The 23,739-nt window shown below is 40.9% G+C and carries 23 protein-coding genes; 21 read left to right on the forward strand and 2 right to left on the reverse strand.

Annotated elements, in window-relative coordinates; translation table 11 throughout:
• Positions 1-962: 962 nt before the first annotated feature.
• The 19 genes from RQ973_RS07805 to dnaJ all read left to right on the forward strand — a co-directional run bounded on the left by RQ973_RS07805 (position 963) and on the right by dnaJ (position 20,845).
• Positions 963-2,624 (forward strand): ribonuclease J, encoded by a 1,662-nt coding sequence (locus RQ973_RS07805; protein ID WP_001092164.1) that lies wholly within the window; start codon positions 963-965, stop codon positions 2,622-2,624.
• A 65-nt stretch (positions 2,625-2,689) separates the two neighbouring features.
• A complete protein-coding gene (locus tag RQ973_RS07810) occupies positions 2,690-3,469 on the forward strand; it encodes an alpha/beta hydrolase family protein (protein ID WP_311523514.1) in 780 nt (259 codons plus the stop codon).
• 106 nt (positions 3,470-3,575) lie between these two features.
• Complete coding sequence (locus tag RQ973_RS07815) at positions 3,576-4,277, forward strand: M57 family metalloprotease (protein WP_248034730.1); 702 nt, start codon at positions 3,576-3,578, stop codon at positions 4,275-4,277.
• Positions 4,278-4,347: 70 nt separating this feature from the next.
• Positions 4,348-6,171 (forward strand): excinuclease ABC subunit UvrC, encoded by a 1,824-nt coding sequence (uvrC, locus tag RQ973_RS07820; RefSeq protein WP_311523516.1) that lies wholly within the window; start codon positions 4,348-4,350, stop codon positions 6,169-6,171.
• A 71-nt stretch (positions 6,172-6,242) separates the two neighbouring features.
• Positions 6,243-7,193, forward strand: coding sequence for a 16S rRNA (cytosine(1402)-N(4))-methyltransferase RsmH (gene rsmH / locus RQ973_RS07825; protein WP_075231549.1), 951 nt, complete (start codon positions 6,243-6,245; stop codon positions 7,191-7,193).
• Positions 7,194-7,202: 9 nt separating this feature from the next.
• Positions 7,203-7,520, forward strand: a complete 318-nt coding sequence (gene ftsL / locus RQ973_RS07830; protein ID WP_000229662.1) for a cell division protein FtsL — start codon at positions 7,203-7,205, stop codon at positions 7,518-7,520.
• Between the two features lie 3 nt (positions 7,521-7,523).
• Positions 7,524-9,779, forward strand: coding sequence for a penicillin-binding protein PBP2X (pbp2X, locus tag RQ973_RS07835; protein ID WP_311523519.1), 2,256 nt, complete (start codon positions 7,524-7,526; stop codon positions 9,777-9,779).
• Position 9,780: 1 nt separating this feature from the next.
• Positions 9,781-10,761 (forward strand): phospho-N-acetylmuramoyl-pentapeptide-transferase, encoded by a 981-nt coding sequence (mraY, locus tag RQ973_RS07840; RefSeq protein ID WP_311523521.1) that lies wholly within the window; start codon positions 9,781-9,783, stop codon positions 10,759-10,761.
• Between the two features lie 131 nt (positions 10,762-10,892).
• Positions 10,893-11,429, forward strand: a complete 537-nt coding sequence (locus RQ973_RS07845) for an aromatic acid exporter family protein (RefSeq protein ID WP_049548709.1) — start codon at positions 10,893-10,895, stop codon at positions 11,427-11,429.
• A 65-nt stretch (positions 11,430-11,494) separates the two neighbouring features.
• Entirely contained in the window at positions 11,495-11,851 is a 357-nt protein-coding gene (locus RQ973_RS07850; protein ID WP_049548708.1) for a MerR family transcriptional regulator, read from the forward strand.
• 35 nt (positions 11,852-11,886) lie between these two features.
• A complete protein-coding gene (glnA, locus tag RQ973_RS07855) occupies positions 11,887-13,233 on the forward strand; it encodes a type I glutamate--ammonia ligase (protein ID WP_311523522.1) in 1,347 nt (448 codons plus the stop codon).
• Positions 13,234-13,352: 119 nt separating this feature from the next.
• Complete coding sequence (locus tag RQ973_RS07860) at positions 13,353-13,673, forward strand: PadR family transcriptional regulator (protein WP_049508281.1); 321 nt, start codon at positions 13,353-13,355, stop codon at positions 13,671-13,673.
• Positions 13,673-14,248, forward strand: a complete 576-nt coding sequence (locus RQ973_RS07865) for a DUF2812 domain-containing protein (RefSeq protein ID WP_311519016.1) — start codon at positions 13,673-13,675, stop codon at positions 14,246-14,248. Before RQ973_RS07860 ends, RQ973_RS07865 begins: the two co-directional genes overlap by 1 nt.
• Positions 14,249-14,282: 34 nt before the next feature.
• Complete coding sequence (locus RQ973_RS07870; protein ID WP_311523524.1) at positions 14,283-14,789, forward strand: DUF2812 domain-containing protein; 507 nt, start codon at positions 14,283-14,285, stop codon at positions 14,787-14,789.
• A 167-nt stretch (positions 14,790-14,956) separates the two neighbouring features.
• Positions 14,957-15,991, forward strand: a complete 1,035-nt coding sequence (hrcA, locus tag RQ973_RS07875; protein WP_049508275.1) for a heat-inducible transcriptional repressor HrcA — start codon at positions 14,957-14,959, stop codon at positions 15,989-15,991.
• 26 nt (positions 15,992-16,017) lie between these two features.
• On the forward strand, positions 16,018-16,533 hold the full coding sequence (grpE, locus tag RQ973_RS07880) for a nucleotide exchange factor GrpE (protein ID WP_311519018.1): 516 nt from the start codon (positions 16,018-16,020) through the stop codon (positions 16,531-16,533).
• Positions 16,534-16,899: 366 nt separating this feature from the next.
• The gene (gene dnaK, locus RQ973_RS07885; RefSeq protein ID WP_023027242.1) at positions 16,900-18,723 is read left to right on the forward strand and encodes a molecular chaperone DnaK; all 1,824 of its coding nucleotides are present in this window, start codon (positions 16,900-16,902) and stop codon (positions 18,721-18,723) included.
• Positions 18,724-18,921: 198 nt separating this feature from the next.
• A complete protein-coding gene (locus RQ973_RS07890) occupies positions 18,922-19,554 on the forward strand; it encodes a DJ-1/PfpI family protein (RefSeq protein ID WP_311523526.1) in 633 nt (210 codons plus the stop codon).
• A gap of 154 nt (positions 19,555-19,708) precedes the next feature.
• Positions 19,709-20,845 carry a molecular chaperone DnaJ gene (gene dnaJ / locus RQ973_RS07895; protein ID WP_311523527.1) on the forward strand — a complete coding sequence of 379 codons (1,137 nt, stop codon included), beginning with the start codon at positions 19,709-19,711 and terminating at the stop codon, positions 20,843-20,845.
• Positions 20,846-21,137: 292 nt separating this feature from the next.
• Here dnaJ and RQ973_RS07900 read toward each other — a convergent pair whose 3' ends face one another.
• A complete protein-coding gene (locus RQ973_RS07900) occupies positions 21,138-21,425 on the reverse strand; it encodes a hypothetical protein (protein WP_311523528.1) in 288 nt (95 codons plus the stop codon).
• A 9-nt stretch (positions 21,426-21,434) separates the two neighbouring features.
• Positions 21,435-21,845: an HIT family protein gene (locus tag RQ973_RS07905; protein ID WP_001278295.1), complete on the reverse strand. Its 411-nt coding sequence runs from the start codon at positions 21,843-21,845 to the stop codon at positions 21,435-21,437.
• A 67-nt stretch (positions 21,846-21,912) separates the two neighbouring features.
• On the opposite strand from RQ973_RS07905, the gene RQ973_RS07910 reads away from it, so the two are divergent.
• Positions 21,913-22,644, forward strand: coding sequence for an ABC transporter ATP-binding protein (locus RQ973_RS07910; RefSeq protein WP_311523530.1), 732 nt, complete (start codon positions 21,913-21,915; stop codon positions 22,642-22,644).
• On the forward strand, positions 22,641-23,690 hold the full coding sequence (locus RQ973_RS07915; protein ID WP_311523531.1) for an ABC transporter permease: 1,050 nt from the start codon (positions 22,641-22,643) through the stop codon (positions 23,688-23,690). The genes RQ973_RS07910 and RQ973_RS07915 overlap by 4 nt, the downstream gene beginning before the upstream one ends.
• The last annotated feature ends 49 nt before the right edge of the window (positions 23,691-23,739 follow it).

Genomic DNA, 23,739 nt, shown 5'->3' on the forward strand with positions numbered 1-23,739 from the left:
ATTCGAATTCGACGAAAAATTGAACGTAGTTTCTGAATACTACCTTGGAAAATAAAAAATTGTAAGTTTAGGATTGATTTATATCGATTTCAAAAAGTTACACAAATAATTCAAGCGAAGGATTTAGTTCTGTCTTGCACAGGACTGAGTCCTTTTAGTTTGATTTTATACTCTTCGAAAATCTCTTCAAACCACGTCAGCATCGCCTTACCGTATATGTGTTACTGACTTCGTCAGTTATATCCACAACTTCAAAACGGTGTTTTGAGCAACCTGCGGCTAGCTTCCTAGTTTGCTCTTTGATTTTCATTGAGTATTTAAGTATAGTGGATTGAATCTAGAATAGTACGCTACGGATTCTAAAACATTTATAGAAATTCATTTGACTTTCCTAATTTCTTTGTTCATATCTTATTTTAATCTACTATAATAATCAATATTGTTTACAATCTCATGTCACACTCGGTTCAGAGGCTTAAACATTTTCTCATAGCCTTAGAACGAGATCCCATTTCCAAGCACTAAAGAAGGGAATCATCGTGTCCTTTTTATTTATAAAAATACTTGTTATTAAAAAATTGATGATAAAAATCATGGTGCTATTCCCATCCTTGGTAGCTATGAGAGATAGTATACTCAGATTGGTCAATTTTGAAAGCCTCTGCTAACATGCCGTTCACTTGTTTTTGATTTGCTGAAGTAGAAAGGGTATAAGTGCTCATTCATTATTAAAGTCATATAATGCTGACCAGCAGCCAAGAAAAATCTAACATTTAGGGTGTAGGTCATTCCTGTTTTTTTACCAGCAAACTCTCCTCCCTTATCTGTGAGATTCATTTTGAAAATTAGTAAAAAAATGGTATAATGAATGGAAAAGATTCGGCTGAAAGTGAATTGGACTTTCAGAAAAAGAGAGCTTTTAAAGCTCTACAAACAAGTTGAAGTGACTATTCGGAGGAAAAATGAATACTATTAAATTAACAACACTTGGAGGTGTGCGTGAAAATGGTAAAAACATGTACATCGCAGAAATTAACGACTCGATTTTTGTATTAGATGCAGGTTTGAAATATCCTGAAAATGAACAGTTGGGTGTCGATGTCGTTATTCCAAATATGGACTATTTGTTTGAAAATAGCGACCGTATTGCTGGGGTTTTCTTAACACACGGGCATGCGGATGCGATTGGTGCCCTTCCCTATCTCTTGGCAGAAGCTAAGGTTCCTGTATTTGGCTCAGAATTGACTATCGAACTGGCTAAACTTTTTGTTAAGGGAAATGACAGCGTCAAGAAATTTGATGATTTCCATGTGATTGATGAAAATACAGAGATTGATTTTGGTGGAACGATAGTGTCCTTTTTCCGTACAACCCACTCTATCCCAGAAAGTTTGGGTGTGGTTTTGAAAACATCTGAAGGCAACATCGTCTATACAGGAGATTTCAAGTTTGACCAAACAGCCAGTGAATCTTATGCCACTGACTTTGGACGTTTAGCCGAAATTGGTCGTGAAGGAGTCCTGGCTCTTCTAAGTGATTCTGCGAATGCAGATAGCAATATCCAAGTAGCCAGTGAAAATGAAGTTGGTGTAGAAATCACGCAAACCATCTCTGACTGGGATGGACGCATCATTGTTGCTGCAGTTGCAAGTAACCTTTCTCGTATCCAGCAAGTTTTTGATGCAGCTGCGGAGACAGGACGCCGTGTTGTTTTGACAGGATTTGACATTGAAAATATCGTCCGTACAGCGATTCGTCTGAAAAAATTGTCTCTAGCAAGTGAAAATCTTTTGATTAAACCAAAAGATATGTCTCGTTTTGAAGATCACGAATTAATTATCCTTGAAACTGGACGTATGGGTGAACCAATTAACGGCCTACGCAAGATGTCTATCGGTCGTCACCGTTATGTTGAAATCAAAGAAGGTGACCTAGTTTATATCGTTACAACACCATCAATCGCCAAGGAAGCGGTTATGGCGCGTGTAGAAAATATGGTCTACCAAGCAGGTGGAGTTGTCAAGCCAATTACTCATAGCTTGCGTGTGTCAGGACATGGGAATGCGCGTGATTTGCAATTGATGATCAATCTCTTGCAACCTCAGTATCTTTTCCCGATCCAAGGAGAATACCGTGAGTTGGATGCCCATGCTAAGGCTGCTATGGCAGTTGGTATGCTACCAGAACGTATTTTTATCCCTAAAAAAGGGACTACTATGTCTTACGAGCATGGGGACTTTGTTCCATCTGGTGCAGTTACAGCAGGCGATGTTTTGATTGACGGAAATGCCATTGGGGATGTTGGGAATGTCGTTCTTCGTGATCGTAAGGTTTTGTCAGAAGATGGGATTTTCATCGTGGCTATCACTGTTAACCGTCGTGAGAAAAAAATCATTGCTAAAGCTCGAGTGCACACGCGTGGATTTGTCTATCTCAAGAAGAGCCGTGATATCTTGCGCGAAAGTACAGAGTTAGTCAATCAAACAGTAGAAGACTATCTACAAGGTGAAGAGTTTGATTGGGCAGAACTCAAAGGTAAGGTACGTGATAATTTGGCCAAGTTCCTCTTTGACCAAACCAAGCGTCGCCCAGCTATCTTACCAGTAGTCATGGAAGCAAAATAGGATCAAATAGCAAGAGAAAGTCGAGTTTCGGCTTTTTCTTATCTTAAACGAATAAGGAGCAAGTTATGGCAGTAATGAAGATTGAGTATTACTCAGAAGTTTTAGATATGGAGTGGGGAGTGAATGTTCTCTACCCTGATGCGTCTCGGGTTGAGGAGCCAGATTCTACAGATATTCCTGTTCTTTATCTCCTTCATGGGATGTCAGGGAATCACAACAGTTGGCTCAAACGGACCAATGTAGAGCGCTTGGTGCGAGGGACCAATCTGATTGTTATCATGCCTAATACAAGTAACGGTTGGTATACAGATACTCAGTATGGCTATAACTACTATACAGCTCTAGCAGAAGAACTGCCTAAAGTGCTCAAACGTTTCTTCCCTAATATGTCTAGCAAGCGTGAAAAGACTTTTATCGCTGGTCTATCAATGGGAGGCTACGGTTCCTTCAAATTGGCCCTATCAACTAACCGTTTCTCACATGCAGCTAGTCTTTCTGGTGCTCTCAGTTTCGAAGAGTTTTCTCCAGAAAGTCAAAATCTTGGGTCGCTTGCTTACTGGCGAGGTGTTTTTGGTAAGCTTGATAACTGGGAAACTAGTCCTTACTCACTTGAAACTCTTGCTAACAAATCAGACAAGAAGACCAAACTCTGGGCTTGGTGTGGTGAACAAGATTTCTTGTATGCTGCCAATAATCTAGCAGTGAAGAATCTCAAGAAACTTGGTTTTGATGTGACCTATAGCCACAGTGCAGGGACCCATGAGTGGTATTATTGGGAAAAACAATTGGAACGGTTTTTGGCTACCTTGCCAATTGATTTTGTTTTGGAAGAACGCTTGTCTTAGTTTTAGTTTTCTTTCAGCTTACTCAAGTAAAATAAGGAATCTATCTTTAGAATGGGAATCCATGGCTTAAAGATGGGTTCTTATTTTTTTAGAAAGGCGGGAAATCATGTTCTGGATTATTCGTGTTCTATGTCGATTGTTACTAGGGATTTGGCGCATGTTCTGGCGCCTTGTGTGGACTCTTGTAGTCTTAATTCTCATTGCTTTAGGGATTCTCTGGTATGTGACGGGAGATTTATCTGGTATCTTCAATCAAGCGGGGCAACTTGTTCAAGTTGGTCAAGCAGGTTGGCATCAATGGCAAGAAACTGGTAAGTTGCAAGGCTTGTCTCAGACTGATCATCATCAAGATTCAGGAGTAAAATGGCCCCAAGCGCAGGCGACAATTTATATCGATCCCCAAATGGATGCAACCTTCCAAAAGGCCTACGCTGAGGCTATTACCAATTGGAATCAGACCGGTGCTTTTAATTTTGTAGTTGTGACAGAACCTGACCAAGCAACTATTTTTGCGACTGAAATGAATGATGGTTCCACATCTGTTGCCGGTGAGGCGGAGAGTCAGACAAATCTCCTTACTAAACAATTTACTTCGGTAACAGTTCGTTTGAATCATTATTATCTATCTAATCCAAGCTATGGCTATACCTATGATCGTATCTTGCATACAGCAGAGCATGAGTTAGGACATGCCATTGGCTTGGAACATACTAATGAAGTGTCAGTCATGCAGCCAGCAGGTTCTTATTATGGTATTCAGGCTCAAGATGTTCAAGCAGTTCAAGAACTATATGAGTCTGGAGAATAGGTGATTTTCAAACGAAAAATAGAGCTCCCTGATGTAAGCAATGAGGGGAGCTTTTTGCTATAATGGAACTATGAATAACTTGATTAAATCAAAACTGGAGCTCTTGCCGACCAGCCCTGGTTGTTACATTCACAAGGACAAAAACGGCACAATCATCTATGTTGGGAAGGCTAAAAATCTGCGCAATCGTGTGCGATCATATTTCCGTGGGAGCCATGATACCAAAACAGAAGCCTTGGTGTCTGAAATTGTAGATTTTGAGTTTATTGTCACGGAGTCTAATATTGAAGCCCTCCTTTTGGAAATCAACCTCATCAAGGAAAACAAGCCCAAGTACAATATTATGCTCAAGGACGATAAGTCCTATCCTTTCATCAAAATTACCAATGAGCGCTATCCTCGCCTGATTATCACTCGTCAGGTCAAGAAAGACGGTGGTCTTTATTTTGGTCCCTATCCTGATGTGGGGGCGGCCAATGAAATCAAGCGACTTCTGGATCGGATTTTTCCTTTTCGTAAGTGTACTAATCCACCGTCTAAGGTCTGTTTTTATTACCATATCGGCCAGTGCGTGGCTCACACCATTTGTAAGAAAGACGAGGCTTATTTCAAAGCCATGGCTCAAGAAGTCTCTGATTTCTTGAAAGGTCAGGATGATAAAATCATCGATGACCTCAAGGAAAAGATGAATGTGGCAGCTCAGAGTATGGAATTTGAACGCGCGGCGGAATATCGAGATTTGATTCAGTCCATTGGCACTTTGCGAACGAAGCAACGAGTCATGGCCAAGGATCTCCAAAACCGAGATGTCTTTGGTTATTATGTGGATAAGGGTTGGATGTGTGTTCAGGTCTTCTTTGTCCGTCAGGGAAAATTGATTGAACGTGATGTCAATCTCTTTCCTTACTACAATGATCCAGATGAGGATTTCCTGACCTATGTGGGACAGTTTTATCAGGAAAAATCTCACCTGGTTCCCAATGAAATTTTGATTCCTCAGGATATTGATGAAGAAGCTGTCAAGGCCTTGGTGGATACCAAGGTACTCAAGCCCCAACGTGGAGAGAAGAAGCAACTGGTCAATCTGGCTATAAAGAATGCTCGAGTCAGTCTAGAACAGAAGTTTAATCTTCTGGAAAAATCAGTTGAAAAGACTCAAGGGGCCATTGAAAATCTGGGACGACTTCTACAAATTCCAACTCCGGTCCGCATCGAGTCCTTTGATAATTCCAATATCATGGGGACTAGCCCTGTTTCTGCTATGGTGGTTTTTGTAAATGGTAAACCGAGTAAGAAGGATTACCGTAAGTACAAGATAAAAACGGTTGTGGGTCCAGACGATTATGCCAGTATGCGAGAAGTTATCCGTAGACGCTATGGCCGAGTCCAGCGTGACGGTTTGACACCGCCAGATTTAATCGTCATCGATGGTGGTCAGGGACAGGTTAATATTGCCAAGCAAGTTATTCAAGAAGAGTTGGGTTTAGACATTCCCATTGCAGGGCTTCAAAAGAATGACAAGCATCAAACCCATGAATTACTTTTTGGAGATCCGCTTGAGGTGGTAGAGTTGTCTCGCAATTCTCAGGAATTTTTCCTCTTGCAACGCATTCAGGATGAGGTGCACCGCTTTGCCATTACATTCCACCGTCAACTTCGTTCTAAAAATTCCTTCTCCTCTCAATTGGATGGAATTGAAGGCCTGGGTCCAAAACGCAAGCAGAACTTGATGAAATATTTCAAATCTCTGGCAAAAATCAAGGAAGCCAGCGTGGATGAGATTGTCGCAGTTGGTATACCAAGAGCAGTAGCAGAGGCTGTTCGCCAACACTTGAATCCTCAAGAGCGTGTAGAACTAGCTCAGGTAGCAGAATCGCCTGCTGAATACAAGTGATAAAGTAGTAAGGAAAGGTTTTTGCTTTAGCGAGTGCAAGCTAGTCAGAATTGTGGTAAAATAGATAAGATATGACTAAAGAATTTCATCATGTAACGGTCATGCTCCATGAAACCATTGATATGCTTGATGTAAAACCTGACGGTATTTACGTTGATGCGACCTTGGGTGGAGCAGGCCATAGCGAGTATTTATTAAGTAAATTAAGTGAAAAGGGGCATCTCTATGCCTTTGATCAGGACCAGAATGCCATTGACAACGCCCAAAAACGTCTGGCGCCTTATATCGAAAAAGGAATGGTTACCTTCATCAAGGACAACTTCCGTCATTTGCAGGTACGTTTGCAGGAAGCAGGTGTAGAAGAAATTGATGGCATTTGTTATGATTTGGGAGTTTCGAGCCCGCAATTGGATCAGCGTGAACGAGGTTTTTCTTATAAAAAAGATGCGCCACTGGACATGCGGATGAACCAGGAGGCTAGTTTGACAGCTTATGAGGTTGTCAATCACTATGACTATCATGACTTGGTTCGTATTTTCTTCAAGTATGGCGAGGACAAATTCTCCAAACAGATCGCTCGGAAGATTGAACAGGCGCGTGAGCTGAAGCCGATTGAGACCACGACAGAATTGGCCGAGATTATCAAGTCTGCTAAGCCTGCCAAGGAACTCAAGAAAAAAGGTCATCCGGCCAAGCAGATTTTCCAAGCCATCCGTATTGAGGTTAATGATGAATTAGGAGCTGCAGATGAGTCCATCCAACAAGCTATGGAATTACTAGCAGTGGACGGAAGAATCTCAGTCATTACCTTTCATTCACTGGAAGATCGCTTGACCAAGCAATTGTTCAAGGAAGCTTCAACAGTGGAAGTGCCAAAAGGCTTGCCTTTCATCCCAGATGATCTTAAGCCCAAGATGGAATTAGTCTCTCGCAAACCGATTCTACCAAGCAAGGAGGAGTTGGAGGCCAATAATCGTTCCCACTCAGCCAAGTTACGAGTAGCTCGAAAAATTCATAAGTAAGGGGATAAAATGGTAGAAAAAAGAGAAACAACGAGCCAATTACTGCAAGCTCGTATCAAGAGATTTTCACGTGTTGAGAAGGCCTTTTACCTTTCGATTGCCATTACAGCCCTTGTCTTAGCCATCAGTGTGGTCTATATGCAAACCAAGCTTTTGCAAGTCCAGAGTGAACTAACGACTGTTAATGCTCAAATTGAAGAAAAGAAAACGGAGTTGGATGATGCTAAGCAAGAAGTCAATGAATTGATCCGTTCAGAACGACTGACAGGGATTGCGAATTCGCAAGAACTGCAACTAAACAATGAAAATATCCGATCGGCGGAGTAGTATATGAAAACCTGGAAAGAAAAAATAGTACACTTTGCCATTAAGAATCGCAAATCTCCTCTTGAAAACCGCAGACGAGTTGGGAAGAGTCTCAGTCTCTTGGCCGTCTTTCTCTTTGCTGTTTTTTTGGTTAACTTTGCGGTGATTATTGGTACGGGGAAAAAGTTTGGCGTTGACCTGGTCAAAGAAGCTAGTAAGGTTCACCAAACAACTCTGACAGTTCCTGCTAAAAGAGGAACCATTTATGATCGTAATGGAACTCCCATAGCAGAAGATGCGACCTCTTATAATGTTTATGCTGTAATAGATAAAGAATATAAGTCCGCTAATGGTGATGTTCTTTATGTAGAAGAATCACAGTACAACAAAGTGGCAGAAATTTTTCATAAATACTTAGATATGGAGGAGACTTACGTCAAAGACCAACTCTCTCAACCAAATCTCAAACAGGTTTCTTTTGGTGCTAAAGGGAATGGGATTACCTATGCTAATATGATGTCCATTAAACAGGACTTAGAATCTGCTAAGGTTGAGGGTATTAATTTTACGACTAGTCCAAATAGAAGTTATCCAAATGGGAAATTCGCTTCATCCTTCATCGGTCTTGCTCAACTCCATGAGAATGAAGATGGTTCAAAGAGTCTCATCGGAACGTCTGGTGTTGAAAGCTCCTTGAATACCTTGTTAGCAGGGACTGACGGAATTATTACATACGAAAAAGACCGTCTAGGTAATATTGTTCCTGGTACAGAACAAGTCACCCAACAGACCGTAAACGGGAAAGACGTCTATACGACCCTATCTAGTCCTTTGCAGTCCTTTATGGAAAGTCAAATGGATGCCTTCCAAGGAAAACTAAAAGGCAAGTACATGACTGCGACCTTGGTTAGCGCCAAGACAGGAGAAATTCTGGCCACGACTCAAAGGCCGACCTTTGATGCTGATACCAAAGAAGGGATTACAGAGGACTTTGTCTGGCGTGATATCCTTTACCAAAGTAACTATGAACCAGGTTCAACCATGAAGGTCATGACCTTAGCAGCAGCTATAGATAACAACACCTTCCCTGGAGGAGAATATTTCAACAGTAGCGAATTGAAGGTAGCTGATGCGACTATCAGAGACTGGGATGTTAATGATGGCTTATCAGCTGGAAGTATAATGACTTACTTACAAGGGTTTGCTCACTCAAGTAATGTGGGTATGACCTTGCTCCAACAAAAGATGGGGGATGCTACTTGGTTAGAATACCTTAATCGATTCAAGTTTGGAGTTCCAACTCGTTTTGGAATGCCCGATGAGTATGCGGGACAACTACCTGCAGATAACGTTGTTGATATTGCCATGAGTGCTTTTGGTCAAGGTATCTCTGTTACCCAAACTCAGATGTTTCGTGCCTTCACAGCCATTGCGAATGATGGGGTTATGCTTGAACCGAAGTTTATTAGTGCCCTCTATGATCCAAATGATCAGACTGTTCGTAAATCACAAAGAGAGGTTGTAGGGAATCCTGTTTCTAAAGAAGCGGCTAGTTTGACTAGGGAAAACATGATTTTGGTTGGTACAGACCCTATTTATGGGACCATGTATAATCGTAATGATCATAAGCCAGTAATTACTGTTCCAGGACAGAATGTAGCTGTAAAATCAGGGACGGCACAAATTGCTGATGAGCAAAATGGTGGATATTTAGTTGGGAAAACCAATTATATCTTTTCTGTAGTAACCATGCATCCTTCTGAAAATCCAGACTTTATTCTTTACGTAACAGTTCAACAGCCAGAACACTTTTCTAACCCTTGGTTTGGAGAATTTGCTAATCCTATCTTGGAGCGAGCTTCGGCTATGAAAGAATCTCTTAATCTTCAGTCTACAGCTAAAAATCTGGATCAAGTTACAACAACAACTAGTTATGCAATGCCAGCGACCAAGGACTATAGTCCGGGAGATATGGCAGAGGAACTGAGACGCAATCTTGTTCAACCGATCGTTATTGGTTCAGGGACAAAAATCAAAGACAGTTCAGTAGCAGAAGGAACAAATCTAGATGCCAACGAACAAATCTTACTCCTTTCAGATAAGGTAGAAGTGATGCCTGACTTATATGGCTGGTCTAAGAAAAATGTTGAAACCTTTGCCAAATGGCTGAATCTTGAAGTTGAGTTTGAAGGTACAGGAGAAACTGTTAAAAAGCAAAGTGTTCGTTCCAATACAGCTTTAAAAGATTTACAGAAAATAAAAATAACATTAGGAGATTAGAATGCTTATTTCTATCTTTGCTGGAGTGATTGCCTTTATTCTAACAGTCATAGGAATTCCAGCCTTTATCCGTTTTTACCATAAAGCGCAGATTACCGGTCAACAGATGCATGAGGATGTCAAACAACACCAAGCAAAAGCCGGGACACCAACAATGGGAGGACTTGTCTTTCTCCTAGCAGGAGTTTTAGTTAGTCTGGTCCTTGCTCTCGTGACTAATCAATTAACCAATAATGTCGGAATGATCCTCTTTATCCTGGTCTTATATGGTTTGGTCGGTTTCTTGGACGATTTCCTCAAGGTTTTCCGCAAAATCAATGAAGGACTTAATCCTAAACAGAAGCTCTTGCTTCAGTTGGTCGGAGGGGTTATCTTCTATTTCTTCTATGAAAGAGGAGGAGATATCTTAAATGTATTTGGTTTTCCCTTGCATTTAGGTGTTCTTTATATTCTCTTTGCCCTCTTCTGGTTGGTCGGTTTTTCAAATGCAGTTAATCTGACTGACGGAATCGATGGCTTGGCAAGTATTTCGGTGGTGATTAGCCTATCTGCCTATGGAGTCATTGCCTATGTGCAAAATCAGCTCGATATCTTACTAGTGATTGTAGCCATGATTGGTGGTCTTCTTGGCTTCTTTGTCTTTAACCACAAGCCTGCTAAAGTTTTCATGGGAGATGTTGGTAGCCTAGCCCTTGGTGGAATGTTAGCGGCTATTTCCATGGCGCTACACCAAGAATGGACGTTACTCTTGATTGGTTTGCTCTATGTTTTTGAAACCACATCTGTTATGATGCAAGTCACCTACTTTAAGTTGACTGGAGGAAAACGTATCTTCCGTATGACACCAGTTCACCACCATTTTGAGTTGGGGGGCTTTTCTGGGAAAGGCCAAGCTTGGAGTGAGTGGAAGGTCGACTTCTTCTTCTGGGGAGTGGGCTTGCTTGCTAGTCTCTTGACTTTGACTTTCATGTATTTATTCTAAAAATAGAATATTGATTATAAGAGAGAAGGATTTATGCCCTTCTCTTTTTCTGTCTTTTCCTACAGTTTATTGCCCTACCTTTCTCAAAAGTGAGTGAATTTATGGTAAAATGGAGATAGAGAGTTGAAATAATGAGTTATTTTAAAAAGTATACATTTGATAAATCTAAGTTTAAGTTAGGAATGCGAACATTTAAAACAGGAATCGCTGTTTTTTTAGTTCTCATGATTTTTGGTTTTTTTGGTTGGAAAGGACTTCAGATTGGAGCTCTTACTGCAGTTTTTAGTTTAAGAGAAGACTTTGATAAGAGTGTCCACTTTGGGACATCACGTATTCTCGGAAATAGTATCGGTGGTTTTTATGCCCTTATTTTCTTTCTCTTAAATAATCTTTTTCACGGCGCCTTCTGGGTAACCCTCCTTGTTGTTCCAATTTGCACCATGTTAACCATTATGACAAATGTTGCAATGAACAATAAAGCAGGTGTTATCGGTGGAGTTGCGGCTATGTTGATTATTACCTTATCAATTCCGAGTGGAGAGACTGTTTTGTACGTGTTTGCCCGAGTTTTTGAAACCTTTATGGGTGTTTTTGTGGCAATTATCGTAAATTATGATATTGACCGCTTACGTAGCATTTTTGAGAAAAAGAAAAATAATGTCATATAATGTGACATTATCGTTTGACGGTTAAAAAAAATTAGACTATAATAGACAGAAAGAAGGAAGTGTACATGAAGGAAAAAGAATTTCGTCGCAATATGGCAGTTTTTCCTATTGGCAGTGTTATGAAGTTGACCGATCTTTCGGCTCGCCAAATTCGTTATTATGAAGATCAGGACTTGATTAAGCCTGATCGAAACGAAGGCAATCGCCGTATGTACTCGCTGAATGATATGGATCGGTTGCTTGAGATTAAAGATTACATCTCAGAAGGTCTCAATATTGCTGCCATTAAGAAAAAATATGCCGAACGTGAGGCGAAAGTCAAGAAACCAGTCAGTCAAACTGAGGTGCGTCGGGCCCTTCGGAATGAGGTTCTTCAACAAAGTCGCTTTGCTTCTCAACAATCGCCTTTTGGTCGCGGTTAGGCAACCGCTAGTCGTCATATATAAGGAGAAAAACCATGCCAATCACAGCTGCAGATATTCGTCGTGAAGTTAAGGAAAAAAATGTAACCTTTATCCGTCTCATGTTTTCAGATATTTTGGGAACAATGAAAAACGTCGAAATTCCTGCTACAGATGAACAACTAGACAAGGTCTTGTCAAACAAGGCTATGTTTGATGGATCTTCTATTGAAGGGTTTGTTCGTATCAATGAATCAGATATGTACTTGTACCCTGACCTGGACACCTGGACTGTCTTCCCTTGGGGAGATGAGAACGGTAGTGTCGCAGGATTGATCTGTGATGTCTATACAACAGAAGGAGAGCCATTTGCTGGAGATCCTCGAAGCAACCTTAAACGAGCTCTTCATCACATGGAGAAAGTTGGATTCAAATCCTTTAACCTTGGACCAGAGCCAGAATTCTTCCTATTTAAGCTTGATGAAAATGGAGACCCAACTCTTGAAGTGAATGACAAGGGTGGTTACTTTGATTTGGCGCCTACAGACCTTGCTGACAACACTCGTCGTGAGATTGTTAACGTCTTGACCAAAATGGGATTTGAAGTCGAAGCAAGTCACCACGAAGTTGCTGTAGGTCAACATGAGATTGACTTTAAATATGATGAAGTTCTTCGTGCTTGTGATAAGATTCAAATCTTTAAACTTGTTGTAAAAACCATTGCTCGTAAACATGGTTTGTATGCAACCTTTATGGCTAAACCTAAATTTGGTATAGCTGGTTCAGGAATGCACTGCAATATGTCTTTGTTTGACGCGGAAGGAAACAATGCCTTCTTTGATCTAAATGATCCAAAAGGAATGCAATTGTCAGAAACTGCTTACCACTTCCTTGGTGGTTTGATCAAACATGCCTACAACTATACAGCTATCATGAACCCGACAGTTAACTCATACAAACGTTTGGTTCCAGGCTACGAAGCGCCGGTTTACATCGCTTGGGCTGGTCGTAACCGTTCACCACTTGTGCGCGTGCCTGCTTCACGTGGTATGGGAACTCGTCTTGAGTTGCGTTCAGTGGATCCAATGGCGAACCCTTACATCGCTATGGCTGTTCTTTTGGAAGTTGGTTTGCATGGTATTGAAAATAAAATCGAAGCACCAGCTCCTATCGAAGAAAATATCTACATCATGACAGCAGAAGAGCGCAAGGAAGCTGGTATTACAGACCTTCCATCAACCCTTCACAACGCTTTGAAAGCCATGACAGAAGACGAAGTGGTTAAAGCAGCTCTAGGTGAACACATCTATACTAGTTTCCTTGAAGCCAAACGAATTGAGTGGGCAAGCTATGCTACCTTTGTTTCACAATGGGAAATTGATAACTACCTAGATCTTTACTAATGATAAATCAGAAAGATTGTCCGTGAGGACGATCTTTTTTTCTTGCATTTTGTATCGAGGTGTGATATATTTTGTATAACGAAGTGCGATATATCGAACTAAATAGGAGGTCTGGTTAAATGGAATTAACAGATAAGATTAGGCGTGTCTACCTTCCCATGACTGAAACGGGTTTTTATATTCTATTCTGTCTGCAAAAGGAGAACCATGGTTATGGTATTACACAAAAGGTCAAAGAGATGACAGATTCACAGGTTTCAATTAGTCCTGGGACCATGTATGGAACCCTGTCAAAGATGGAAAAAGACGGTTTGATCTCCTTTGTCCGAGAAGAGGAAAAACGAAAAATCTATCAGATAACAGACTTGGGCCGAAAAGTTTTAGAGATTGAGTTGAAACGTATTGAACGGCTCTACAGAAACAGTCGGGAGGAGCTTTGATGGAAAAGAAAGTTGTTTATAGGATTTGTACCATTGCGGATTATGATAGAGAGGCTCTCTATCTCAGAGAAATGCATGCGCAGGGTTGGAAACTTAAGGAAGTAAGTTATTCTAACTTAGTAGTTGCGGTTAAGTATGCTTTTGAAAGGTGCCAACCGGAGCAGGTAGTTTATCAGTTGGACTTTTATCCTATGAAAAAGTCAGAGAGAGCTTCCTATTTACAACTGTTTAAAGATTGTGGCTGGGAGCATATTACAGACTTTAATGGTTTTTCCTACTTTAGAAAGCTTTATTCTGGAGTTGAGTCGGATGCCGAGTTTGAAATTTATAATGACGCGGCCGGGAAGTTAGCAATGGTCAAGAAGATTTTAACAATGCGGATGCTTCCTATTTTGCTTCTCTTTTTAGCTCTACTACCGGTTTTCTCAAAGTTTGTCACTGGAGGTAGTTCTTTCAGTTGGGAAATGTTTTTGATTGTTATCATAGACTGTACTTTATTGATAGTTTTCGCGATTCAGATTTCTTATATTTTTTGGAGATTGTTTCAAAAGTGGAAAGAATTATCTGATAAATAAAACCATGCATGTTTTCTAATTTGGAGGTCATACAATGATTAGCAAAGTACTATTTCGAATGTTTACCATATTTGATTTGGATAAGGTAGAAGATTATTTGCATGAGATGCATTTGAAAGGTTGGAAATTTAAATCGAATCGTTTTGGCTTTTTCTATTTTGAACCATGCCGACCAGATGATGTGATTTACCGTGTGTGGAATACTAGCTACCTTAGAAAAAATGAGGTAGATTTACAAAGTATTAAGGATAGAGGATGGGAATTTGTGGAAAATTGTTCTTATTCTATTTTTCGAAAAGCAACTTGTGATGTAGATTTAAATGATCAATCTTTCATGAACAATCATCTTCGATGGGATGTTGTGAAATCTGGACTTCGTACATCGATAGTTTCTATCTCTGGAGGTCTAGTTGTTTGTATGAGTCTGTTTCGCGAAAGCCTCTCTCATTCTTTCTTCCTTATTTTTGCCCTATATGCTCTTATGATTACTTATCTAATCTATAGTTTTTACAGACTTAAACGGAAATATCTGGTTGATTGACAATAGTTTCTAGGTCCTCAGACTGATTTTTAGCACTCTTGGCAAAAGAGTGCTAATTTTTTGAGTTTTTGTCTTGACATTCTCTTTTAAGGGTGTATAATAGAATCATAAGTTAGCACTTGGATGTGTCGAGTGCTAAAAAAGATCTATCAGAGAGGAGTAGCGAGATGGTTACAGAACGTCAGCAGAATATTTTAAATCTGATTATTGACATCTTTACCAAAACGCACGAACCTGTTGGATCCAAAGCCTTGCAAGAGTCTATCAACTCTAGTAGTGCTACCATTCGAAATGATATGGCAGCTCTAGAAAAGCAAGGTTTGCTTGAAAAGGCTCATACTTCCAGTGGTCGGATGCCCAGTGTGGCTGGATTTCAATACTATGTCAAACACTCCCTATCCTTTGATCGTTTAGCTGAAAATCAAGTTTATGAGATTGTAAAAGCCTTTGATCAGGAGTTCTTCAAGCTTGAGGATATCCTTCAAGAGGCAACGAAAATCTTGTCAGACTTGAGTGGTTGTACGGTTGTAGCACTGGATGTCGAACCAAGTAGGCAGAAGCTAACAGCTTTTGATATCGTTGTCCTCGGACAACATACAGCACTGGCAGTTTTTACGCTTGATGAGTCTAGAACAGTTACCAGTCAGTTTTTGATTCCGAGAAATTTCTTGCAGGAGGATTTAAATCGCCTCAAGACCATGATTCAAGAACGTTTCCTGGATCAGACTGTTTTGGATATTCACTACAAGATTCGGACAGAGATTCCGCAAATTATCCAACGTTACTTCACAACAACGGATAATGTTATGGATCTTGTTGAGCATATCTTCAAAGAAATGTTCAATGAAAATATCGTGGTTTCTGGGAAAGTCAATCTTTTGAATTTCGCTAATCTAGCAGCCTATCAATTCTTTGATCAGCCACAAAAGGTAGCTTTGGAAATTCGAGAAAATCTGATTGGCGACCAGATGCAAAGTGTCCGAGTTGCGGATAGCCAAGAATCCTGTTTAGCTGACTTAGCAGTGATTAGCAGTAAGTTCCTGATTCCCTATCGTGGATTTGGAATCCTTGCGATTATAGGTCCAGTTAATCTAGATTATCAACAATTGGTCAATCAACTCAATGTAGTTAATCGAGTTTTGACTATGAAGTTGACGGATTTTTACCGCTATCTCAGTAGCAATCACTATGAAGTGAATTAAGATTGAAATCATTAAAGGAGGCGAAAATGGCCCAAGATATAAAAAATGAAGAAGTAAAAGAAGAGGAAGTTGTTGAAACAACTGAAGAAACAACTCCTGAAAAGTCTGAATTGGACTTGGCCAATGAACGTGCCGAGGAATTTGAAAACAAATACCTTCGTGCCCACGCAGAAATGCAAAACATTCAGCGTCGTGCCAATGAAGAGCGTCAACTCTTGCAACGCTATCGCAGCCAAGATTTGGCAAAAGCAATCTTGCCATCGCTTGATAACCTTGAACGCGCTCTTGCTGTTGAAGGTTTGACAGATGATGTCAAAAAAGGCTTGGAGATGGTGCAAGAAAGTTTGATTCACGCCCTGAAAGAAGAAGGAATTGAGGAAATCCCAGCAGATGGAGAATTTGACCATAACTACCACATGGCTATTCAAACAGTTCCAGCAGATGACGAACATCCAGCAGACACCATCGCACAAGTCTTCCAAAAAGGCTACAAACTCCATGACCGCATCCTAAGACCGGCTATGGTAGTTGTCTACAACTAGGCAATTCTGACGGTAGCTAAAGCAACTCGTCAGAAAACGGCAATCGCTATGGCGTTTGCCTAGCCTCCTTACTAACTCGTCGTCGAAATAAAATCGATTTCGACTCCTCGTGTCGTAACATAATAGGAAACTTGTCCGAAACGACAATAAACTATGAAGAAAGATAAAAAAGTAGTTCAGCTTTGCAATAGTGAGCGAAGCGAACCAAAGGCGATACTCTTCGCCGTGGCGTTATTTGCGCAAATTTTGAGACCTTAGGCTCAAAGTTTAGTCAAAGAGATTGACGAAGTCAAGCCCTGACGGCGCCGCCACCTAAGATGAGTATCAAAAAGAAAAATAGAATATAAAATTTAAGGAGAAAAACATATGTCTAAAATTATCGGTATTGACTTAGGTACAACAAACTCAGCAGTAGCAGTTCTTGAAGGAACTGAATCAAAAATCATCGCAAACCCAGAAGGGAACCGCACAACTCCATCTGTTGTGTCATTCAAAAACGGTGAAATCATCGTTGGTGACGCTGCAAAACGTCAAGCGGTAACAAATCCAGATACAGTTATCTCTATCAAATCTAAGATGGGTACTTCTGAAAAAGTTTCTGCTAACGGTAAAGAATACACTCCACAAGAAATCTCAGCTATGATCCTTCAATACTTGAAAGGTTATGCTGAAGAATACCTTGGTGAAAAAGTAACTAAGGCTGTTATCACAGTTCCAGCTTACTTTAACGATGCTCAACGTCAAGCGACTAAAGATGCTGGTAAAATTGCTGGTCTTGAAGTAGAACGTATCGTCAACGAACCAACAGCAGCAGCTCTTGCTTATGGTTTGGACAAGACTGACAAAGAAGAAAAAATCTTGGTATTCGACCTTGGTGGTGGTACATTTGACGTATCTATCCTTGAATTGGGAGATGGTGTCTTTGACGTATTGGCAACTGCAGGGGATAACAAACTCGGTGGTGACGACTTTGACCAGAAAATCATCGACCATATGGTTGCAGAATTCAAGAAAGAAAATGGTATCGACTTGTCAACAGACAAGATGGCTCTTCAACGTTTGAAAGACGCAGCTGAAAAGGCTAAGAAGGACCTTTCTGGTGTAACTTCAACTCAAATCAGCTTGCCATTTATCACTGCTGGTGAGGCTGGACCTCTTCACTTGGAAATGACTTTGACTCGTGCGAAATTTGACGATTTGACTCGTGACCTTGTAGAACGTACAAAAGTTCCAGTTCGCCAAGCTCTTTCAGATGCAGGTTTGAGTTTGTCAGAAATCGACGAAGTCATCCTTGTTGGTGGTTCAACTCGTATCCCAGCCGTTGTAGAAGCTGTTAAGGCTGAAACTGGTAAAGAACCAAACAAATCAGTAAACCCTGATGAAGTTGTGGCTATGGGTGCTGCGATTCAAGGTGGTGTGATTACTGGTGATGTCAAAGACGTTGTCCTTCTTGACGTAACACCATTGTCACTTGGTATCGAAACAATGGGTGGTGTCTTCACAAAACTCATCGACCGTAACACAACTATTCCAACATCTAAATCACAAGTCTTCTCAACAGCAGCAGACAATCAACCAGCCGTTGATATTCACGTTCTTCAAGGGGAACGCCCAATGGCAGCAGATAACAAGACTCTTGGACGTTTCCAATTGACAGATATCCCAGCTGCACCTCGTGGTATTCCACAAATCGAAGTAACATTTGACATCGATAAGAACGGTATCGTATCTGTTAAGGCTAAAGATCTTGGAACTCAAAAAGAACAAACTATTGTGATCCAATCGAACTCAGGTTTGACTGACGAAGAAATCGACCGCATGATGAAAGATGCAGAAGCTAACGCTGAAGCAGATAAGAAACGTAAGGAAGAAGTTGACCTTCGTAACGAAGTAGACCAAGCTATCTTTGCGACTGAAAAGACAATCAAGGAAACTGAAGGCAAAGGCTTCGATGCAGAACGTGACGCTGCTCAAGCTGCACTTGATGATCTTAAGAAGGCCCAAGAAGACAACAACTTGGACGAAATGAAAGCAAAACTTGAAGCATTGAACGAAAAAGCTCAAGGACTTGCTGTTAAACTCTACGAACAAGCCGCTGCAGCGCAACAAGCTCAAGCAGGAGCAGAAGGCGCACAAGCAACAGGAAATGCAGGCGATGACGTCGTAGACGGAGAGTTTACGGAAAAATAAAATAGTCCAGTGGACTATTTTATCCCGAGCTTGAAAATCGGGGAGCGAGGCGTTAATAATGACTGTTCACTCTAATGATTGTCATTCTACGGCAATCGCTATGGCGCCTTGCCTAAACGCCTAACTAGCAAATGATAGGAAGAAATCCAGAGGTTGCAACCCAGCCTCTGTTTTTCGGTAAAATAGAGGATGTTACGTATGAAAAAAGTACTTTGTATCATTTATCCTAATTTTTCTCTCTATGAGATAACCGCTTTAACAAGTACTTTAGCTCTGTCTTTTGACGTCACGATTGATTATGTCGCTTCAGATCACTCGATGGTGGTCTCTGAGGATGGTTTGCCCTGTCAACCGACCAAAACACTGGATCAAATAAACCTAGAAGATTATTCTTGTATCATTTTGCCAGGAATGGTGAATATATGTCCTGCTCTACACGATGAGAAATTGATTTCGTTTTTGAGGGACCTTGGTGATCAAGATATCTTCATTGCAGCCATTTCTTCAGCGCCCCTTTTATTGGCGAAAGCAGGCTTGTTGAAGGACACGAAATTTACAGGTGGAATTTGGCAAAACTTCTTTGACTATTTTGAATTTCTTCCACGTGAAAATTTCCAGCCAAAAGTTCTTGTGCGAGATAAACAAATCATTACGGCTATAGGCTTTGCGCACCAAGAGTTTGCAAGGAAAGTGATTCTAAGTTTAGGGTTGGCAGAGAATACGGACAACTATTTTAAAGAACAGAACGAATATTCAGAAGAGGATTTGATATTTACTCTATCGGACCAAGAGTTTGATCAAGTGAAGCAGAGTATAGAAAACAGCCTCTAAAGATTTACTTATAAATTATAGAAAGGAACAAAGAGCGTTCGGGGAATTGAACTCGAGCGGAAAGCTTGGAAATTAGATAAACCTCCTAAGAAATCAGGATTTCTTGTCGGTTTCCTAAATTTCAGTCGCTTTCTGTTCGCTCTTAGTATCTTGTATGAACAATACTGAATTTTACGACCGTTTGGGCGTTTCAAAGAATGCATCTCAGGATGAGATCAAGAGAGCCTATCGGAAATTATCTAAAAAATATCATCCAGATATCAACAAGGATCCTGGTGCTGAGGACAAGTACAAGGAAGTTCAAGAAGCTTATGAAACTTTGAGCGATGAACAGAAACGTGCTGCCTATGACCAATACGGTGCTGCGGGTGCCAATGGTGGTTTTGGTGGTGCTGGCGGTTTCGGTGGCTTCGATGGAGCAGGTGGTTTTGGCGGATTTGAAGATATCTTCTCAAGCTTCTTTGGTGGTGGCGGTGCATCACGTAATCCAAATGCCCCTCGTCAAGGTGACGACCTCCAGTATCGCGTTCATTTGACTTTTGAAGAAGCTATTTTTGGTACAGAAAAGGAAGTCAAATACAATCGTGAAGCAAGCTGTCGTACTTGTAATGGGTCTGGTGCTAAACCTGGAACAAGTCCAGTGACTTGTGGACGCTGTCATGGTTCAGGTGTGATCAATGTTGATACCCAAACACCGCTCGGTATGATGCGTCGCCAGGTAACCTGTGATGTTTGTCATGGCCGTGGTCAAGAAATCAAAGATCCATGTACAACCTGTCATGGAACTGGTCATGAAAAACAAGCCCATAGCGTACACGTAAAAATCCCTGCTGGTGTGGAAACAGGTCAACAAATCCGCCTAGCTGGTCAAGGTGAAGCAGGATTTAACGGTGGACCATATGGTGACTTGTATGTAGTAGTTTCAGTTGAAGCTAGTGATAAGTTTGAACGTGAAGGAACTACTATCTTCTACAATTTGAACCTCAATTTTGTTCAAGCAGCACTTGGTGATACAGTAGACATCCCTACAGTTCATGGTGATGTAGAATTAGTCATTCCAGAAGGAACTCAGACTGGTAAACGATTCCGTCTACGTGGTAAGGGGGCTCCTAGTCTTCGTGGTGGTGCCCTTGGTGACCAATACGTTACAGTTAATGTCGTGACTCCGATAGGCTTGAACGATCGCCAAAAAGCAGCGCTTAAAGAATTCGCAGCTGCGGGTGATTTGAAAGTCAATCCAAAGAAAAAGGGCTTCTTTGACCACATTAAAGATGCCTTTGAAGGAGAATAAAGCATAAAGTAAAGAGCCGTTGGGCTCTTTTTGTTTGTAGATTTTTAAGACTTTCCTTAGGTAATGACGGACGGTAGCGACCTCTTTGAAGTTCCATACCTAAACTTTGAGCCTAGGTCTCAAAGTTTCCGAACACCTGAAACCAAACTGTTTCAGGTGTTTTCATTACGGCGGAAAGTCTGGGAAAGCATTCGATTTGGTTATGAAATGGTGAATGAGTTGCCTAAATTATGATGTATAGTTGATGGGATATAACTTGTTTACGTTTTAAAAAAGAGCCGTCGGGCTCTTTTTACTTATCTTCAAGTTCCTGCATTTCTTTTATCACAGCTAGTCTAGTTTGGATATCCTTTTCTAAGACCTTAAACTTGTAGGTCAAATCTTTTTGATATTCCTTGATGAGTTCTTTTTGTTGGTCGATAATTTGCAGGCTATCTTGGATGATATCCAAGTCATCCTTAATGGCTTCAACGCGATCAGTAGTATCTAGAACTTCTTCAGTGATGGCTTGGCGATTCTTAACGAGGAGGTATGAACCGACTGCAGAGCCTGCAAAAAGTAGTAAATTTGATAGTTTCATAGTGACTCCTTAAGCGTTTTTGATTGTTTCAGCGACTTGGGCAAGTTTGTCGAAGTCTGGTTCATGTGCGATAAAGTCAATTTTTAGGTCGTCATCTGCACTATAGCGAGGAACAAGGTGGACATGGGTATGGAAAACGGTTTGTCCAGCAACTTCTTCGCAGTTGGCGATGATATTCATACCTTCAGCTTTGGTAGCTTTCATGACTTTTTGAGCAATCTTTGGTACTTGGGCGAACAGTTGGCTAGCACTAGTAGCATCCATTTCTAAAAGGTTGCGATAGTGTTCTTTTGGTACGACCAAGGTGTGACCAGGTGTTACTTGTGAGATATCAAGGAAGGCAAGAACTTGATCATCTTCGTAAACCTTTGATGCGGGAATCTCCCCAGCGATAATTTTACAAAAAATGCAATCTGACATAAAATCTACCTCTACTGTATTGAATTTTGATATAATATAGCTACATTATACCAGATTTGGAGAAAATATGTTAGAAATTAAAAACCTGACTGGGGGCTATGTTCATGTTCCTGTCTTGAAAGATGTGTCCTTTACAGTTGAAAGTGGGCAGTTGGTCGGTTTGATCGGTCTAAATGGTGCAGGAAAATCAACGACCATCAATGAAATTATTGGACTTTTGACACCTTATAGTGGAGAAATAAACATCGACGGACTAGCCTTAGGTGCAAATCCTCGTGAATATCGTCAGCAGATTGGTTACATTCCTGAAACTCCTAGTTTGTACGAAGAATTAACTCTCAGAGAACATATCGAGACAGTAGCCATGGCCTATGGTATCGAGCAAAATATTGCTTTTGAACGTGTAGAGCCGCTTTTAAAAATGTTCCGTTTAGACCAGAAATTGGATTGGTTCCCGGTTCATTTTTCCAAAGGGATGAAACAAAAGGTTATGATTATCTGCGCCTTTGTCGTGGATCCTAGTCTCTTTATCGTCGATGAACCTTTCCTTGGTCTTGATCCCCTGGCAATTTCAGACTTGATTCAGCTTTTGGATCTTGAAAAGAAAAAAGGCAAGTCCATCCTCATGAGTACCCACGTTCTTGACTCTGCTGAAAAAATGTGTGATTCTTTTGTCATTCTCCACAAAGGTCAAGTCAGAGCTAAAGGGGATCTTGAAGAGCTGAGACAAGCTTTTGCCATGCCAGAAGCAAGTCTCAATGATATCTATTTGGCTTTGACCAAAGAGGAGGACCGATGAAAGACTTGTTTCTAAAGCGAAAGCAGGCTTTTCGTAAAGAGTGTGTCGGTTATCTTCGCTATGTGCTCAATGACCACTTTGTCTTGTTTTTACTGGTCTTAGTAGGTTTTCTAGCCTATCAGTATAGTCAGCTGCTCCAGCATTTTCCTGAAAATCACTTACCAATCCTAGGTTTAATTGGGATTGTCTCTGTTTTACTCTTACTTTGGGGAGGGATAGCGATTTATGTTGAAGCGCCTGATAAGCTCTTTCTCTTAGTAGCTGAAGAAGAAGTGAGAGAACACATCCAGAAGCAAAGTTTAGTTTCCTTCATCTTTTGGGTTAGTGTACAGACTCTCTTTTTGCTCTTTTTTGCTCCGTTATTTTTAGCCATGGGCTTAGGCTTAGGTGTTTTTGGGGTCTATGTTCTTCTGTTGGGAGTCGGGAAATATTTCCTATTTCAGAAAAAAGCTGGCAAGTTTTTTAGTGCAAATCATCTGGACTGGGACTATGTGATTGCCCAAGAAAGTAAACGCAAGCAGTTCTTGCTTCGCTTCTTTGCCCTCTTTACCCAAGTTAAGGGAATTTCAAACAGCGTCAAGCGACGAGCTTATCTAGATGTTATCCTAAAAGCAGTTCAGAAGGTGCCGAGCAAGATTTGGCAGAACCTTTATCTTCGTTCTTATCTGCGAAATGGAGATCTCTTTGCCCTCAGTCTTCGCCTCCTCTTCCTATCTTTGCTGGCGTTGATCTTTATCGAGCAAGCTTGGATTGCAACAGCAGTAGTGGTTTTATTTAACTACCTCTTACTCTTTCAGTTATTGGCTCTCTATCATGCCTTTGATTACCAATATTTGACCCAACTTTTCCCGCTAGAAAAGGGACAAAAGGAAAAAGGGTTACAGGCAGTTGTCCGAGGATTGACTAGTTTTGTTTTATTGGTTCAACTGGTAGTTGGGTTGATTGCCCTCCAAGAAAAACTAGCCCTTCTAGCCCTCTTTGGAGCTGGCTTGGTCTTACAGATTTTGTATCTCCCTTATCAGGTGAAACGCCAGATGCAGGACTAATACTCTTCGAAAATCTCTTCAAACTAGGTCAGCATCCATCTGCAACCTC

Source organism: uncultured Streptococcus sp. (assembly GCF_963511325.1).
Taxonomy (GTDB): Bacteria; Bacillota; Bacilli; order Lactobacillales; family Streptococcaceae; genus Streptococcus.

What these genes read in the sequence shown, in the direction of transcription:
- RQ973_RS07805 (WP_001092164.1), top strand. Translation starts at nt 963, where the DNA reads ATGAATACTATTAAATTAACAACACTTGGAGGTGTGCGTGAAAATGGT.
- RQ973_RS07810 (WP_311523514.1), top strand. Translation starts at nt 2,690, where the DNA reads ATGGCAGTAATGAAGATTGAGTATTACTCAGAAGTTTTAGATATGGAG.
- RQ973_RS07815 (WP_248034730.1), top strand. Translation starts at nt 3,576, where the DNA reads ATGTTCTGGATTATTCGTGTTCTATGTCGATTGTTACTAGGGATTTGG.
- uvrC (WP_311523516.1), top strand. Translation starts at nt 4,348, where the DNA reads ATGAATAACTTGATTAAATCAAAACTGGAGCTCTTGCCGACCAGCCCT.
- rsmH (WP_075231549.1), top strand. Translation starts at nt 6,243, where the DNA reads ATGACTAAAGAATTTCATCATGTAACGGTCATGCTCCATGAAACCATT.
- ftsL (WP_000229662.1), top strand. Translation starts at nt 7,203, where the DNA reads ATGGTAGAAAAAAGAGAAACAACGAGCCAATTACTGCAAGCTCGTATC.
- pbp2X (WP_311523519.1), top strand. Translation starts at nt 7,524, where the DNA reads ATGAAAACCTGGAAAGAAAAAATAGTACACTTTGCCATTAAGAATCGC.
- mraY (WP_311523521.1), top strand. Translation starts at nt 9,781, where the DNA reads ATGCTTATTTCTATCTTTGCTGGAGTGATTGCCTTTATTCTAACAGTC.
- RQ973_RS07845 (WP_049548709.1), top strand. Translation starts at nt 10,893, where the DNA reads ATGAGTTATTTTAAAAAGTATACATTTGATAAATCTAAGTTTAAGTTA.
- RQ973_RS07850 (WP_049548708.1), top strand. Translation starts at nt 11,495, where the DNA reads ATGAAGGAAAAAGAATTTCGTCGCAATATGGCAGTTTTTCCTATTGGC.
- glnA (WP_311523522.1), top strand. Translation starts at nt 11,887, where the DNA reads ATGCCAATCACAGCTGCAGATATTCGTCGTGAAGTTAAGGAAAAAAAT.
- RQ973_RS07860 (WP_049508281.1), top strand. Translation starts at nt 13,353, where the DNA reads ATGGAATTAACAGATAAGATTAGGCGTGTCTACCTTCCCATGACTGAA.
- RQ973_RS07865 (WP_311519016.1), top strand. Translation starts at nt 13,673, where the DNA reads ATGGAAAAGAAAGTTGTTTATAGGATTTGTACCATTGCGGATTATGAT.
- RQ973_RS07870 (WP_311523524.1), top strand. Translation starts at nt 14,283, where the DNA reads ATGATTAGCAAAGTACTATTTCGAATGTTTACCATATTTGATTTGGAT.
- hrcA (WP_049508275.1), top strand. Translation starts at nt 14,957, where the DNA reads ATGGTTACAGAACGTCAGCAGAATATTTTAAATCTGATTATTGACATC.
- grpE (WP_311519018.1), top strand. Translation starts at nt 16,018, where the DNA reads ATGGCCCAAGATATAAAAAATGAAGAAGTAAAAGAAGAGGAAGTTGTT.
- dnaK (WP_023027242.1), top strand. Translation starts at nt 16,900, where the DNA reads ATGTCTAAAATTATCGGTATTGACTTAGGTACAACAAACTCAGCAGTA.
- RQ973_RS07890 (WP_311523526.1), top strand. Translation starts at nt 18,922, where the DNA reads ATGAAAAAAGTACTTTGTATCATTTATCCTAATTTTTCTCTCTATGAG.
- dnaJ (WP_311523527.1), top strand. Translation starts at nt 19,709, where the DNA reads ATGAACAATACTGAATTTTACGACCGTTTGGGCGTTTCAAAGAATGCA.
- RQ973_RS07900 (WP_311523528.1), bottom strand. Translation starts at nt 21,425, where the DNA reads ATGAAACTATCAAATTTACTACTTTTTGCAGGCTCTGCAGTCGGTTCA.
- RQ973_RS07905 (WP_001278295.1), bottom strand. Translation starts at nt 21,845, where the DNA reads ATGTCAGATTGCATTTTTTGTAAAATTATCGCTGGGGAGATTCCCGCA.
- RQ973_RS07910 (WP_311523530.1), top strand. Translation starts at nt 21,913, where the DNA reads ATGTTAGAAATTAAAAACCTGACTGGGGGCTATGTTCATGTTCCTGTC.
- RQ973_RS07915 (WP_311523531.1), top strand. Translation starts at nt 22,641, where the DNA reads ATGAAAGACTTGTTTCTAAAGCGAAAGCAGGCTTTTCGTAAAGAGTGT.